12 protein-coding genes are annotated in these 13,676 nt (G+C 65.8%); 8 read left to right on the top strand and 4 right to left on the bottom strand.

Going from position 1 to position 13,676, the window contains the following annotated elements:
* Window positions 1-23: 23 nt before the first annotated feature.
* Genes ACZ9BC_RS10575 through ACZ9BC_RS10565 form a run of 3 tightly spaced genes read right to left on the bottom strand, consistent with a single transcriptional unit; the run spans window position 24 to window position 3,160 of the window.
* A complete protein-coding gene (locus ACZ9BC_RS10575; RefSeq protein WP_115523593.1) occupies window positions 24-914 on the bottom strand; it encodes a carbohydrate ABC transporter permease in 891 nt (296 codons plus the stop codon).
* A complete protein-coding gene (locus tag ACZ9BC_RS10570; RefSeq protein ID WP_476245887.1) occupies window positions 911-1,849 on the bottom strand; it encodes a carbohydrate ABC transporter permease in 939 nt (312 codons plus the stop codon). Before ACZ9BC_RS10570 ends, ACZ9BC_RS10575 begins: the two co-directional genes overlap by 4 nt.
* A gap of 33 nt (window positions 1,850-1,882) precedes the next feature.
* Window positions 1,883-3,160: an ABC transporter substrate-binding protein gene (locus tag ACZ9BC_RS10565; RefSeq protein ID WP_476245886.1), complete on the bottom strand. Its 1,278-nt coding sequence runs from the start codon at window positions 3,158-3,160 to the stop codon at window positions 1,883-1,885.
* A gap of 88 nt (window positions 3,161-3,248) precedes the next feature.
* Here ACZ9BC_RS10565 and ACZ9BC_RS10560 point away from each other — a divergent pair, with 88 nt between their 5' ends.
* Window positions 3,249-4,454, top strand: a complete 1,206-nt coding sequence (locus ACZ9BC_RS10560) for an ROK family transcriptional regulator (protein WP_476245885.1) — start codon at window positions 3,249-3,251, stop codon at window positions 4,452-4,454.
* A 10-nt stretch (window positions 4,455-4,464) separates the two neighbouring features.
* A complete protein-coding gene (locus ACZ9BC_RS10555) occupies window positions 4,465-4,839 on the top strand; it encodes a VOC family protein (RefSeq protein ID WP_115523597.1) in 375 nt (124 codons plus the stop codon).
* Window positions 4,840-4,870: 31 nt separating this feature from the next.
* Here the strand turns inward: ACZ9BC_RS10555 and ACZ9BC_RS10550 are convergent, their stop codons facing one another.
* Window positions 4,871-5,539 carry a GntR family transcriptional regulator gene (locus tag ACZ9BC_RS10550; RefSeq protein ID WP_079595320.1) on the bottom strand — a complete coding sequence of 223 codons (669 nt, stop codon included), beginning with the start codon at window positions 5,537-5,539 and terminating at the stop codon, window positions 4,871-4,873.
* A gap of 125 nt (window positions 5,540-5,664) precedes the next feature.
* Between ACZ9BC_RS10550 and glyA the strand changes: the two genes are divergently transcribed.
* From glyA to ACZ9BC_RS10520, 6 genes are read left to right on the top strand one after another with little or no spacing between them, the layout of a single operon-like run.
* On the top strand, window positions 5,665-7,005 hold the full coding sequence (glyA, locus tag ACZ9BC_RS10545) for a serine hydroxymethyltransferase (protein ID WP_476245884.1): 1,341 nt from the start codon (window positions 5,665-5,667) through the stop codon (window positions 7,003-7,005).
* A complete protein-coding gene (locus ACZ9BC_RS10540; protein ID WP_476245883.1) occupies window positions 7,002-8,222 on the top strand; it encodes a sarcosine oxidase subunit beta family protein in 1,221 nt (406 codons plus the stop codon). Before glyA ends, ACZ9BC_RS10540 begins: the two co-directional genes overlap by 4 nt.
* 28 nt (window positions 8,223-8,250) lie before the next feature.
* On the top strand, window positions 8,251-8,661 hold the full coding sequence (locus tag ACZ9BC_RS10535; RefSeq protein ID WP_476245882.1) for a sarcosine oxidase subunit delta: 411 nt from the start codon (window positions 8,251-8,253) through the stop codon (window positions 8,659-8,661).
* On the top strand, window positions 8,658-11,615 hold the full coding sequence (locus ACZ9BC_RS10530) for a sarcosine oxidase subunit alpha family protein (protein WP_476245881.1): 2,958 nt from the start codon (window positions 8,658-8,660) through the stop codon (window positions 11,613-11,615). Before ACZ9BC_RS10535 ends, ACZ9BC_RS10530 begins: the two co-directional genes overlap by 4 nt.
* Window positions 11,608-12,258, top strand: coding sequence for a sarcosine oxidase subunit gamma (locus ACZ9BC_RS10525; RefSeq protein ID WP_476245880.1), 651 nt, complete (start codon window positions 11,608-11,610; stop codon window positions 12,256-12,258). The genes ACZ9BC_RS10530 and ACZ9BC_RS10525 overlap by 8 nt, the downstream gene beginning before the upstream one ends.
* Complete coding sequence (locus ACZ9BC_RS10520) at window positions 12,258-13,673, top strand: L-serine ammonia-lyase (RefSeq protein ID WP_476245879.1); 1,416 nt, start codon at window positions 12,258-12,260, stop codon at window positions 13,671-13,673. Before ACZ9BC_RS10525 ends, ACZ9BC_RS10520 begins: the two co-directional genes overlap by 1 nt.
* Window positions 13,674-13,676: the final 3 nt, after the last annotated feature.

Raw genomic sequence — 13,676 nt, 5'->3', positions numbered from 1 at the left:
GGAGGTCGGTTTCGCGGCCGGGGTCACTTGACGGCGCCCTGGGTCAGGCCGGACATGACCCAGCGCTGGGTAAACAGGTAGACGACGATCGCGGGCGCCATCGCCATGAGGTAGGAGGCGAAGGCGACGTTGTAGCTGTTGCTGAACTGGGTCTGGAAGATCTTCTGCAGCACCGGGATGGTCTGCAGTTCCGGGTCGGAGATGATGAGCGACGGCATCATGAAGTCGTTCCATGAGGCGATGAAAGCGAAGATGCCGACAGTGGCGCTCATGGGTGCGAGCAGGGGGAATATGAGCTTCCAGAACACCTGCCAGGTGCCGGCGCCGTCGATGCGCATGCTTTCTTCCAGCTCCAGCGGGATGGAGCGCAGGAACGCGGTAAACAGCATGGTGTTGAACGCCAGGGCAAAGACGATGTGCAGGATCGCGACGCCGAGCGGGTTGTCCAGACCGGCGAGGCCGGTGAGCTGGATCTGCGGCAGTGCCACGACGGGGAACGGGATGAACATCGCCGCGAGCAGGTAGAAAAAGGACCAGCGGAAGAGCCGGCGGTCCCAGTTGCGGACGATCGCGTAGGCTGCCAGCGCCGAGACGATGATTTCCCCCGCTACGGCGGTCACGGACACGAACACGGAGATCGCGAAGCCGCGGGGGAAGTTCGTGAGCGTCCATGCCTGGACGAAACTGTCGAAGGTCAGCGGGCTTGGCAGCGAGAAGGCGTTGCCGTCCACCGCCTGGCCGGTGGTTTTGAACGCCATGCTGGTGGTGACGTAGAGCGGGACGAGCACGCTGAGCGTGCAGACGATCAGGACGATTGTGGCAGGCCAGTTGCTGCGTTCATGGCCGGCGCGGATCCTTTGCTTTTTTCCGGCGGCGGCGGGTCCTGCTGGGATGGTGCTGGGTGCGCTGCTCATGCGGCGATCCCTCCTTTGCCACGTGTGAAGCGAAGCTGGATGAGTGCGATGACGATGCTGATGAGGAAGAAGATCACGGCGTTGGCCATCTGGTAGGCATAGTCGCCGCCTTCGAAGCCGCGGAAGATCGACATGGCGACGCTGCGTGTAGCGACGCCCGGGCCGCCGTCGGTAAGGCCCACGATGATGTCGTAGGCGTTGAGGTAGTTCTTGAAGCCAAGGACCATATTGATCACTGCATACCCGGCGACGAGCGGCAAAGTGATGTGCCGCAGGTTGTGCCAGGGCGTTGCTCCGTCAATGGAGCTTGCTTCGTAAACCTCGGCGGGAACCGTGAGGAGCCCTGCGATGTAAATCAGCATCGCGCTCGGAATCGACTGCCACGCCGTGACGAAGACGATGGCCAGCCACGCGAGTTCGGGGTTGGCGAGGATGCTCGTCGCCAGCGGTTCGATTCCCATGCCTTGGCCCAGGAGCGGAAGCGAGTTCGAGAAGAGGTATTGGAAGACGAACGCGATGACGATGCCTGAGATCACCATGGGGATAACGAATACCGTGCGCAGTGCGGCGCGGAAGCGGACACGGGACGTGAGTCCCAGAGCCAGGAAAAAGGCCACGATGTTGACGACGATGACGGTCACGAGCGCAAAGGCGAGCGTGAAGCCGTAGGCGCTGAGGACCCCCTCATCCTGGAACACCGCTATGAAGTTTCGGATGCCGATGAAGTCGAAGTCGCCGAAGCCAACCGAGTTCGTGAAGCTGTAGACGAAGCCGAGTATGGCCGGCAGCGTGACGGCGAGCGTGAAAATTACGAGCGAAGGAAACAGGAAAAAGTAGTACAGCGGATCGATGCGGCTCTTGCGCGCTCTTGCCGCTCTCACCGCTGCCGGGGCCGTCACCACCGCTCGAGGGGAAGGCTTAGTCGTCGATGACATGAATGGTCCTCGTTTCGTGCGTTGGAAGTGTGATCACGCGCGGAAAGCCAGGCGCGCCCAGTCGGCGTCCATCCGGCGGAGCGTGCTCTCGGCGTCGGCGCCGCCGATGATCGACTGGAGGTAGTTGGCGGCGGGAATCGAGTTTGGAATGAACTGTGAGGCACCCATGTAGAAACGGCCCTCGTCGTAGTACTTCTGCATCTCAACGATTCGGGGGTCGGTGACCGCTGGGGCGTCCTTACCCGTGCCGAATCCCAGGAATTCGGCATTGTAGGAGTTCTGGATTTCCGGCTGCATGAGGTACTGGAGGAAGGCGCGGGCCCCCTCCTGTGCGTTGCCGGCTTCGGGAACCCAAAGCGAAAGGTCGATGTTAACGCGGACTTTCAAATCGGCGGGGTTGCTGGTCATTGGCAGTGGGAAGGTGCCGAGATCCACATCGGTCCCCGCCTTTTCAATTTCTCCGAAGGCCCACGGCCCCTGGAAGTACATGGCCGCCTGTCCCTGAGCCATGGCGGTGTTGCCGTCACCGTAGCCTCGGCTCGACGCATCGGGGTTGACGTAGGACGTCAGCTGGACCATGCGCTGCACTGGCTCGAGCATCGTTTTCTGGAACGACACTTCGGAATCCGGGCCGACATTCTCGCCGATCCCGTGCATTGTTTTATAGAAGTCGCGCACGTTGACCATGCCGCCCACCGTGTAGTCGAACAGGCCCTGCGCGATGGTCCAGGGGTCGCGGAAAGTGCCGTAAATGGGCGTGATGCCCGCGGCCTTCAGCACCTCACATACTTCAATCAGTCCGTCCCAGGTTGTGGGAACGGCCAGCCCGTTCTGCTCGAAGATGCGGCGGTTGTAGATGACCGAGGCGGCCATGACCGAGTAGGGGATGACGCTCGTACGGCCCGGGTAGGTGGGGTACCAGTTCGTTAGGTCCAGAACGTCGTTCCGGATGGAAGCTGCTGCCGGGAGATCGGAAAGGTCGGAGAGGGCGCCGCGCTCCATGAACCGGGCCATTTCAAGGTTGTAGTTGAGGCAACCGAGGTCCGGCGGACTGCTGCGCACAAAGCTGGCAGAGAGATTCGTCGCCATGTCATGAAGGACGCGGACGCGGTCCTGCGACGCGGTGAACTTGGCCGCTAGATCGCGGAAGTACGGCACGGCCTCCGGTTTTGACTGGTGGAACGTGATGGTGGGACGGGTTCCTCCCGGAGCGCACCCTGCCAGGCCGAAAGCGGCCAATGCGCCCCCGGCAGCTGCAAGGAAGGTGCGTCGGGAGACTCGCGTCCCTTTGGACGTCAAAGGTGGCAACATCGGCTCCTAAGGGGTCTACCAGAGTTTATTTGGATCTTATATTTAAGTCCTATACGAGGATGAGGCATCGTGCGGATATCGTCAAGGGATGAAGGAGACCACTGCGAGCTCGACGCAATTGTTGCGGCAGATCAATTCCGATGCGTTGCTGCGGTTTGCCCTGCAGGAGCAAGTCTTCACAGCCGGGGAAGCCATGGCGGTGACGGGGTTGACCCGCGCGACGGTGCTCGGCGTTTGCCATGCCCTGGTCGACGCCGGCTGGCTGGAGGAAGTGGATGACAGTCCTGCCGCGGCCCGCACCAACAAAGGCAGGCCGGCGCGCCGCTACCAATTGCGGGAGGCTGCCGGTGTGGTTGTTGGACTGGACGCCGGGGAAAGCTACTTCACCACCATCGTGGCGGATCTGCGGGGCCGTGAGCTGGGTTTGCGCCGCCAGAACGTTGACTCGAAGATGCTCGGGCGCTCCGGCCGCTGCGCGGCTGGACGGGAGCTGATCGGCCTGGCCCTCCACGACAGCGGACACGAGGTGGACGACGTTTTACTTACGGTTGTCGGCGTTCCCGCGCCGATCGACGCCCATGGCAATTCTCCTGACGGAGAATTCTGGCATCTGATGAATTCCGGATTCGCCTCGCACCTTCACGGCAAGGTGGTTGTCGAAAATGACGCCAACCTCGCCGCCATTGCCGAACGTGCACACAATCCGTCAGCCAACCTGGCCACGCTGCTGACAGGGGAGCGGTTCGGCGCCGGCCTGATCGTCGATGGGCGCCTGCTGCGGGGACCGCGGGGCGGCGCCGGCGAGATGAGGTTCCTCGACACTATTACCGCCGGCAAGTTCGTGCCCGACGAGGGCAGCACGGACGGGTTTGGGGCACTTGCACGTAAGTGGGCGCGCTCGCGGATCCACTCCCACGGCGGACAATCCACACTGCGCCACATACCCGAGGGGGAGATCAACGCCGAGGATGTGTTCCAGGCCGCCCGGGAGGGGGATCCGTTCGCGGGGGACATCATCGCCCGGCTTGGTGCCAGGCTGGCGCGTATTGCTGTTGTGCTTTCCAGCCTCCTGGACATTGAACGCGTCATCATCGCGGGCGGGATCTCACGGGCCATCGAACCTGTCCTGGAACAGGCACGCTGCCTGCTGCCCACCGATTCCGGCGTGCCCCTCCCGGACTTGGTTGCAAGCACCTTCGGAGCGGAGGTGGTGGTCAAAGGGGCCATCGAGTCGGCCCTGACGCAGGTCAGGCGCGAACCTGGCGCATTCCTCCCGCGGGCCCCCCGAACCTAGACTGGCTCTCATGTCATGCCGAATCAGCGAACTGGTCCTGAACTGCGCCGACCCCGAACTGCTGGCAAAGTTTTGGAGTGACGTCCTTGGCTATGTCGAACTGGACCGGGAGGACGGTGCCATCGAAATCGGCCCGCCTGCCGGCTTTGGCGGCCTGCAGCCCACCATCATCCTGAGCCCCAGCAGCAATCCGCGGACCGGACGTCTTCCCCTGCACATCGACGTTAATCCAGTGGACCGGGACCAGGCTGCCGAGCTGGAACGGCTGCTGGCCCTCGGCGCCAGGCCGGCTGACGTGGGGCAGAGCGGCGACGAACAGTGGCACGTTTTGGAAGACCCGGAGGGCAACGAGTTCTGCCTCCTCCGCAGGCGGCTGGACCCCTAGGCCGGCTGGCGGTTAGCCGGCTGAGGGCGTCCTAGAGGACTGCGCGGATGGCGTGTTCGAAGCTGGTGACGTGCTCCAGGGCGAGCTTGCCGGACCGGTCGGCGTCGCCGTCGGCAATGGCTTCCAGCAGCTCCACATGCTCCGAGATGTGCTCGGACACCGCGGGCACCTTCTCCAGCACCATGCACCAGATCCGGGTGGCCAGGTTGTCGTAGCGGATCAGGACATCTTCCAGGTGCGCGTTGGCCGCGGCACGGTAGATAAGGCGGTGGACCTTGATGTCATACCGCATCAGGTCGTAGGGATCCTCGGCGGCGGCCATCCGGGCAATCGCCGCTGCGGTTTCGCGCAGCTCGGCGCGCAGTGCGGGTGTGGCCAGCTTGGCTGCCCGCCGCGCGGCGAGGGGCTCCAGCGATTCCCGGAGCTCCGAAACGTCGGCCAGCTCCGTGATGTCCACAACGGTGGCGAAGGTGCCCCGGCGCGGGTAGGAGATCACCAGGTGGTCGCTTTCCAGTCGCTTCAAGGCTTCCCGGACGGGGGTGCGGCCGATGCCCATTTCGGCTGCAAGCTTACCGTCATTGATGGCTTCGCCCGGCCGGATGTCCAGCATGATGAGCCGGTCCCGGAGATGCCGGTAGGCCCGCTCGGCCAGCGAGAGATCCCCGCCGCCCTCCAGATGGTTCTCTAGCGTCAGGCTCATTAAGAGGCTCTCCATGGTTCCTATTGACTCCTGCGTGATGTGGAACATACTATTACGTCAGTTCTAATATATCAGTTACAGGTCAGTTGTTGATCAGTAGCACGAAGGGCCTCTGAAGGAGAAACATGCAGAACGTACTCAACGCCTCGCTCGCCCAGGTGGACTCCGATGTTGCCGCCGCTGTAGCAAAGGAGCTGGAGCGGCAGCAGAACACCCTGGAGATGATCGCCTCGGAGAACTTTGCTCCGGCGTCGGTCATGGAGGCGCAGGGCTCGGTCCTGACCAACAAGTACGCAGAGGGCTACCCCGGCAAGCGCTACTACGGCGGCTGCGAGCACGTGGACGTTGTGGAGCAGCTCGCCATCGACCGGGTCAAGGCACTGTTCGGCGCCGAGTTCGCCAACGTGCAGCCGCACTCCGGCGCGCAGGCCAACGCCGCCGCCATGTTCGCCCTGCTGAACCCGGGTGACACCATCCTGGGCCTGTCCCTGGCCCACGGCGGCCACCTGACCCACGGCATGAAGATCAACTTCTCCGGCAAGCTCTACAACGTGGTTCCGTACCACGTCCGTGAATCCGACCTCCGGGTGGACATGGCCGAGGTGGAAGCCCTGGCCTTGGAGCACAAGCCCAAGCTCATCGTCGCCGGCTGGTCCGCCTACTCCCGTCAGCTGGACTTCGCAGAGTTCCGCCGCATCGCAGACCTCGTGGGCGCCTACCTGATGGTGGACATGGCCCACTTCGCCGGCCTCGTTGCCGCCGGGCTGCACCCGAACCCGGTCCCCTTCGCCGACGTGGTCACCACCACCACCCACAAAACCCTGGGCGGACCGCGCGGCGGCGTCATCCTGGCCAAGGAGGAGTACGCCAAGAAGATCAACAGCGCCGTGTTCCCCGGCCAGCAGGGCGGCCCGCTGGAGCACGTCATTGCAGCCAAGGCCGTGGCCTTCAAGCTGGCCGGATCGCCCGAATTCAAGGAACGCCAGGAGCGGGTCCTGCAGGGCGCCAAGCTGCTTGCCGAGCGTCTCCTGCAGTCCGACGTAGAGGCCGCCGGCATATCCGTGGTCAACGGCGGCACGGACGTCCACCTGGTCCTCGTTGACCTGCGGAACTCCGAACTCGACGGCCAGCAGGCCGAAGACGCCCTCCACCGGATCGGCATCACCGTCAACCGCAACGCAGTCCCCTTCGACCCCCGCCCGCCGATGGTTTCCTCCGGCCTGCGGATCGGCACCCCTGCCCTGGCCACGCGCGGATTCGGCGCCGCCGAATTTACCGAGGTCGCGGACATCATCGCCACGGCCCTGATCGCGGCAGCCGGCAGCGGCACCCTGGACGAGGACACCGCTGTCGAACTCCGCAGCCGCGTGACCACCCTTGCCGACCAGTTCCCCCTTTACCCCCACCTCAACGACGATGCCGCCCTGGCCGGTGTTGAAGCAGACCTGATTGGAGCCGCCCAGTGAGCACCCAGCAGCTTCCGGAGCACCCGGACTTCCTCTGGCGGAACCCCGAGCCCAAGTCCTCCTACGACGCCGTGATCGTCGGCGGCGGCGGGCACGGCCTGGCCACCGCGTACTTCCTGGCCAAGAACCACGGCATGACCAACATCGCCGTCCTGGAAAAGGGCTGGCTGGCCGGCGGCAACATGGCCCGGAACACCACCATCATCCGCTCCAACTACCTCTGGGACGAGAGCGCGGCCATTTACGAGCACGCCCTCAAGCTCTGGGAAATCCTGCCGGAGGAACTCGAATACGATTTCCTCTTCAGCCAGCGCGGCGTGATGAACCTGGCCCACACCCTCGGCGACGTCCGCGAGAGCATGCGCCGCGTGGGCGCCAATAAGCTCAACGGTGTTGACGCCGAATGGCTGGACCCGCAGCAGGTCAAGGAACTCTGCCCCATCCTGAACATCAGCGACAACATCCGCTACCCCGTCATGGGCGCCACCTACCAGCCCCGTGCCGGCATCGCCAAGCACGACCACGTGGCGTGGGCCTTCGCCCGCAAGTGCGACGAGCTGGGCGTGGACATCATCCAGAACTGCGAAGTCACCGGCTTCATCAAGGATGGAGAGCGCGTGGTGGGCGTCAAGACCAACCGCGGCACCATCAACACGGAAAAGGTGGGCCTGTGCGCCGCCGGCCATAGCTCCGTCCTGGCCGAAATGGCCGGGTTCCAGCTGCCCATCCAGTCCCACCCGCTGCAGGCCCTGGTCTCCGAACTGCACGAGCCGGTCCACCCCACCGTTGTGATGTCCAACCACGTGCACGTCTACGTCTCCCAGGCCCACAAGGGCGAACTGGTGATGGGCGCCGGCGTGGACTCCTACAACGGCTACGGCCAGCGCGGCTCCTTCCATGTGATCGAGCAGCAGATGGCGGCCGCCGTCGAACTCTTCCCCATCTTCGCCCGGGCCCACGTGCTCCGGACCTGGGGCGGGATCGTGGACACCACGCTGGACGCTTCCCCGATCGTGGGCAACACCCCGGTGGAGAACATGTTCGTGAACTGCGGTTGGGGTACCGGCGGCTTCAAGGGCACGCCCGCAGCCGGCATGACCTTCGCGCACAACATCGCCACGGGCTCCCCACACAAGCTGAACGCGCCGTTCTCCCTGGAGCGCTTCGAAACCGGCGCTCTCATTGACGAACACGGCGCCGCCGCCGTAGCCCACTAGCCGCCGCCTCCACAGAAAGACAACGCACATGCTGCTGATCTCATGCCCCAACTGCGGCCCCCGGGATGAAACCGAATTCCACTACGGCGGCCAGGCCCACGTGGCCTACCCGGAAAACCCGAACGAACTGACCGACACGGAATGGTCCCGGTACCTCTTCTACCGCGAGAACCCCAAGGGCACCTTCGCCGAGCGCTGGGTCCACAGCACCGGCTGCCGCCAGTGGTTCAACATGCTGCGCGACACCGTCAGCTACGACATCCAGGCCATCTACCCGATGGGCACGCCCCGGCCCGACCGGGCAGCCCCGCGAACCGCCGAATCCGGAACTGCCAGCACCGCTGCTGACAGCACCACCACCGGAACCGCGGCGCCCGACATCTCAGGCACCAGCACAACACCAGCCAGCACCACCGCCCCGGAAGGAGCAACCAAGTGACTTCCCAGAATGCCCGCCTCGCCGCCGGCGGCCGCATCGACCGCACCATTTCCTGGCGCTTCACTGTGGACGGCGAGGAATTCACCGGCCACCCTGGGGACACGCTGGCTTCCGCGCTGCTCGCCAACGGCCGCGTCGCGGTCGGCAACTCGCTGTACGAGGACCGGCCCCGGGGCATCCTGGCTGCCGGAGTCGAGGAACCCAACGCCCTGGTCAAGGTGGCCCCGCGCTTCCCCGGCCACGTTGCCGAATCGATGCTTCCCGCCACCACCATCTCCCTGGTGGACGGCCTGAAGGCCGAACTGCTCAACGGCCTCGGCCGGCTGGACCCCGAAGAGGACCGCGCCGAATACGACAAGAAGTACGTCCACACCGACATCCTGGTCATTGGCGGCGGCCCCGCCGGCCTGGCCGCTGCCCGTGAGGCCGTCCGCACCGGCGCCCGCGTGATGCTCCTTGATGACCAGCCCGAACTGGGCGGTGCCCTGCTCTCCGGCTCCACGACAGCGGAACTGGGCGAGACGGTCGAAGGCAAGCCCGCCCTGGAATGGGTGGCGGACGTGGAAGCCGAGCTGGTCTCCAACGCCGAATGCACTGTCCTGAACCGCACCACGGCGTTCGGCGCCTACGACGCCAACTACGTCATCGCCGTCCAGAACCGTACGGACCACCTCTCCAGCCCGGCCGCCCCCGGTGTGTCCCGCCAGCGTATTTGGCACATCCGTGCCAAGCAGGTTGTGCTGGCTCCGGGCGCTCACGAGCGTCCCCTGGTCTTTGAAAACAACGACCGCCCCGGCATCATGCTCGTCTCCGCCGTCCGCAGCTACCTGAACCGCTACGCCGTGGCCCCCGGCCAGCGCGTGGTCATCAGCACCACCAACGACAGTGCCTACGCCCTGGCCGCCGACCTCCGCGCCGCCGGCGTCAAGATCGCCGCCGTGGTGGACGCCCGTCCCAAGCTCACGGACGTGGCATCCGCCGCCGTCGAGGCCGGCACCCGCGTGCTGATCGGCAGCGCCGTGGCCAACACCAGCGCCGCCACCGGTGAGGGAGCGGACGCAGGCAGGCTGGACGGCGTGACCGTCCGCAGCATCAACGACGACGGCGAACTCACCTCGGGCATCGAACAGATCGCCTGCGACCTGCTGGCAGTGTCCGGCGGCTGGAGCCCGCTGGTGCACCTGCACTCCCAGCGGCAGGGCAAGCTGCGCTGGGACGACGCCCTGGCCGCCTTCGTCCCCAGCACCGAGGTTCCGAACCAGCAGATCGTCGGCTCCGGCCGCGGCTCCTTCGACACCGCTGAGTGCCTCGCCGAGGGCGTCTCCGCCGGTGCGAAGGCGGCCATCGGCGCCGGCTTCACCTCCGCCGTCGAACCTTCCCCGCTGGACGAGCCGAAAGCGTCTGCCCCCACGCGCCAGCTGTGGCTGGTGCCGGGCGAGACCGGCACGCCGGACGACTGGCACCACCACTTCGTGGACTTCCAGCGTGACCAGTCTGTGGCGGATGTCCTCCGTTCCACCGGTGCCGGAATGCGCTCGGTGGAGCACATCAAGCGGTACACCTCCATCAGCACCGCCAACGACCAGGGCAAGACCTCCGGCGTCAACGCGATCGGCGTCATCGCCGCCGCGCTCCGGACCGCCGGCGAGGCGTCCCGCGGCATCGGCGACATCGGCACCACCACCTACCGCGCCCCGTTCACGCCGGTTGCGTTCGCGGCACTGGCCGGACGCCAGCGCGGCGAACTCTTCGACCCCGCACGCATCACCTCCATCCACCCCTGGCACGTCGCCAAGGGCGCCTTGTTCGAGGATGTGGGGCAGTGGAAGCGGCCGTGGTACTACCCGCAGGCCGGGGAGGACATGGACGCCGCCGTGCTGCGCGAATGCGCCGCAGTCCGTGACTCCGTGGGCTTCATGGACGCCACCACCCTGGGCAAGATCGAAATCCGCGGCAAGGACGCGGGCGAATTCCTGAACCGCATCTACACCAACGCGTTCAAGAAGCTCGCCCCCGGCTCCGCCCGCTACGGCGTCATGTGCACACCGGACGGCATGATCTTCGACGACGGCGTGACCCTGCGCCTCGACGAGGACCGTTTCTTCATGACCACCACCACCGGCGGAGCGGGCAAGGTGCTGGACTGGCTGGAGGAATGGCTCCAGACGGAATGGCCGGAACTGGACGTGCACTGCACCTCGGTGACCGAACAGTGGAACACCATCGCCGTCGTCGGACCGAAGTCCCGCGAGGTCATCGCCAAGGTGGCACCGGAGCTGGCCGCGAACGGAGGCCTGGACACCGAGGCCTTCCCGTTCATGACCTTCCGGGAAACCACCCTCGCCTCCGGCGTCCGTGCCCGCATCTGCCGGATCTCGTTCTCCGGTGAACTGGCCTACGAAATCAACATCCCGGCCTGGTACGGGCTCAACACCTGGGAAGCCGTTGCGGCTGCCGGTGCCGAATTCAACATCACCCCCTACGGCACCGAAACCATGCACGTCCTGCGCGCCGAAAAGGGCTACCCGATCGTCGGGCAGGACACGGACGGCACCGTCACCCCGCAGGACGCCGGCATGGAGTGGATCGTTTCCAAGGCCAAGGACTTCATCGGCAAGCGCTCCTACTCCCGGGCGGACGCGCAGCGTGAAGACCGCAAGCACCTGGTCAGCGTCCTTCCGGTGGACGGCACCCTGCGGCTGCCCGAAGGCACCCAGCTCGTGGAAAAGGGCCGTTCCACCAATCCGGCCTACGGGCCGGTGCCCATGGAAGGTTTCGTCACCTCGAGCTACCACAGCGCAGCACTGGGCAGGTCATTCGGCCTGGCCCTGATCAAGAACGGCCGCAACCGCATCGGCGAGACCCTCGTGGCAGCAGCCGGCGATCAGCTGGTGGACGTCGTTGTCGCAGAAACAGTGCTTTTTGACCCCGAAGGGACCCGTAAAGATGGCTGAAACAGCAGCATCCCCGACCTCTGCCAAGAACCTCGCAGACAAGAACCTTGCCGTCCGCATCAGCCCGGCGAAGCAGCTGCAGGACGCCTTCGCTGCCGGCTCCCTGGCGGGCACCGTGGAACTGTCCGAGCTGCCCTTCCTCACCATGGTGGGGCTCCGCGCCGGTGCCGGCACCGAAACGGCCCAGCGGCTGGCCTCGGTCACGGGCGGCCTGCCCGCCCGGTCCGGTGACGTGGCCGGCAACGGTGACACCTCCGTCCTGTGGCTGGGACCCGGGGAGTTCCTGGTGGTGGCACCCACCGAGGCGCACGAATCCCTGGGCGGCGACCTGATCCGCGCCCTGCAGGACGCACTGGGCGACGGTGAAGGCCAGGTGGTGGACCTCTCCGCCAACCGCACCACCTTCGAACTCACCGGTCCCCAGGGACGGGCGGTGCTTGAGAAGGGCTGCTCCCTGGACCTGCACCCCCGGGAGTTCAAGGCCGGAACCGCCGTCTCCACCGAGATCGCCAACATCCCCGCCATCCTCTGGAAGACCGGCGAGGAGTCCTTCCGGATCTTCCCCAGGGCGTCCTTCGCCGAGTTCCTGGGCCGGTGGCTCCTGGACGCGATGCGGGAGTACGCCTCGCCAGAGGTCCCCTGATGGCGCTCAGCGTCCTTGACCTGTTCTCTGTCGGCATCGGGCCCTCCTCGTCACACACGGTGGGCCCGATGCGGGCGGCCAAACTCTTCGCGGATGGCCTGAAGGGCGACGGCCAGCTCAGCTCCACCGTGCGCGTCCAGTCGGAACTTTTCGGTTCCCTGGGCGCCACGGGGCGGGGCCACGGCTCGGATAAAGCTGTTGTCCTGGGGCTGCAGGGCCTCGAGCCGGAAACCGTCAACACCTTCACCGCCGACGACCAGGTGGCGGCCGCCGCGCTGGACGCCGAGCTGCACATCGCCGGCACCCACCGGGTGGATTTCAACTGGGACGAGGACGTGGTCCTGCACCGCCGCAAATCCCTTCCCGCCCACCCCAACGGCATGACGTTCCGGGCGCTGGACCACACCGGATCCGTGCTCAGTGAGCGAAGCTTCTATTCAATTGGGGGCGGCTTCGTGGTGGACGGTGACGCTGCGGGCGCGGACAAGGTCGTGGCGGATGACACCGTGCTGCCGTACGCGTTCAGCACCGCCGACGAACTGCTGGAGATCTGCAGCCGCGAAGGCATGTCCATCTCGGACGTTATGCTGGCCAACGAGCTGGTCTGGCACACGGAGGCCGAGCTCCGGGAGAAGCTGCTGGGCCTGTGGGCTGTGATGCGCGAATGCGTGGAGAACGGCTGCAACGCGGAGGGCATCCTGCCCGGCGGGTTGAACGTGACGCGGCGGGCACCGGCGCTGTTCCGGACGCTGACGGCCTCGGCCGCCAGCGCGGAAGCCGCGGCAGCATCGCCGTCGCCCGTCCAGGCCCCCGCTGATCCGCTGCTGGCGATGGAATGGGTGAACCTGTTCGCCCTCGCCGTCAATGAAGAAAACGCCGCGGGCGGACGGATCGTCACCGCTCCCACCAACGGCGCGGCCGGCATCGTGCCGGCGGTGCTGCACTACTACGTGAAGTTCGTTCCGGGAGCCGACGACGACGGTGTGGTCCGCTTCCTCCTGGCGGCAGCCGCCGTCGGGATCCTTTTCAAGACGAACGCCTCCATCTCCGGAGCTGAGGTGGGCTGCCAGGGCGAGGTGGGCTCGGCCTGCTCGATGGCCGCCGCCGGCCTCTGCGAAGTGCTGGGCGGAACGCCCGGGCAGGTGGAGAACGCCGCCGAGGTGGGCATCGAACACAACCTCGGGCTCACCTGCGATCCCGTGGGCGGGCTCGTGCAGATTCCCTGCATCGAACGGAACGCCATCGCCAGCGTCAAGGCCATTAACGCGGCCCGGCTGGCCCTGCACGGGGACGGCAGCCACAAGGTCTCCCTGGACAAGGCCATCAAAACCATGCGCGACACAGGAGCTGACATGAAAACCAAGTACAAGGAAACCTCCCGAGGCGGCCTGGCCGTGAATGTGATCGAGTGCTGAGCC

It is taken from the genome of Pseudarthrobacter sp. TE3704 (assembly GCF_056279405.1).
The sequence above is the reverse complement of the archived record's forward strand: the minus strand, read 5'-3'. Positions and strand labels throughout refer to the sequence as shown.

Coding starts and splice junctions, on each gene's coding strand:
- ACZ9BC_RS10570 (WP_476245887.1), bottom strand. CDS start 1,849: ATGTCATCGACGACTAAGCCTTCCCCTCGAGCGGTGGTGACGGCCCCG.
- ACZ9BC_RS10555 (WP_115523597.1), top strand. CDS start 4,465: ATGTCATGCCGAATCAGCGAACTGGTCCTGAACTGCGCCGACCCCGAA.
- ACZ9BC_RS10535 (WP_476245882.1), top strand. CDS start 8,251: ATGCTGCTGATCTCATGCCCCAACTGCGGCCCCCGGGATGAAACCGAA.
- ACZ9BC_RS10575 (WP_115523593.1), bottom strand. CDS start 914: ATGAGCAGCGCACCCAGCACCATCCCAGCAGGACCCGCCGCCGCCGGA.
- ACZ9BC_RS10525 (WP_476245880.1), top strand. CDS start 11,608: ATGGCTGAAACAGCAGCATCCCCGACCTCTGCCAAGAACCTCGCAGAC.
- ACZ9BC_RS10565 (WP_476245886.1), bottom strand. CDS start 3,160: ATGTTGCCACCTTTGACGTCCAAAGGGACGCGAGTCTCCCGACGCACC.
- ACZ9BC_RS10550 (WP_079595320.1), bottom strand. CDS start 5,539: ATGAGCCTGACGCTAGAGAACCATCTGGAGGGCGGCGGGGATCTCTCG.
- ACZ9BC_RS10520 (WP_476245879.1), top strand. CDS start 12,258: ATGGCGCTCAGCGTCCTTGACCTGTTCTCTGTCGGCATCGGGCCCTCC.
- glyA (WP_476245884.1), top strand. CDS start 5,665: ATGCAGAACGTACTCAACGCCTCGCTCGCCCAGGTGGACTCCGATGTT.
- ACZ9BC_RS10560 (WP_476245885.1), top strand. CDS start 3,249: ATGAAGGAGACCACTGCGAGCTCGACGCAATTGTTGCGGCAGATCAAT.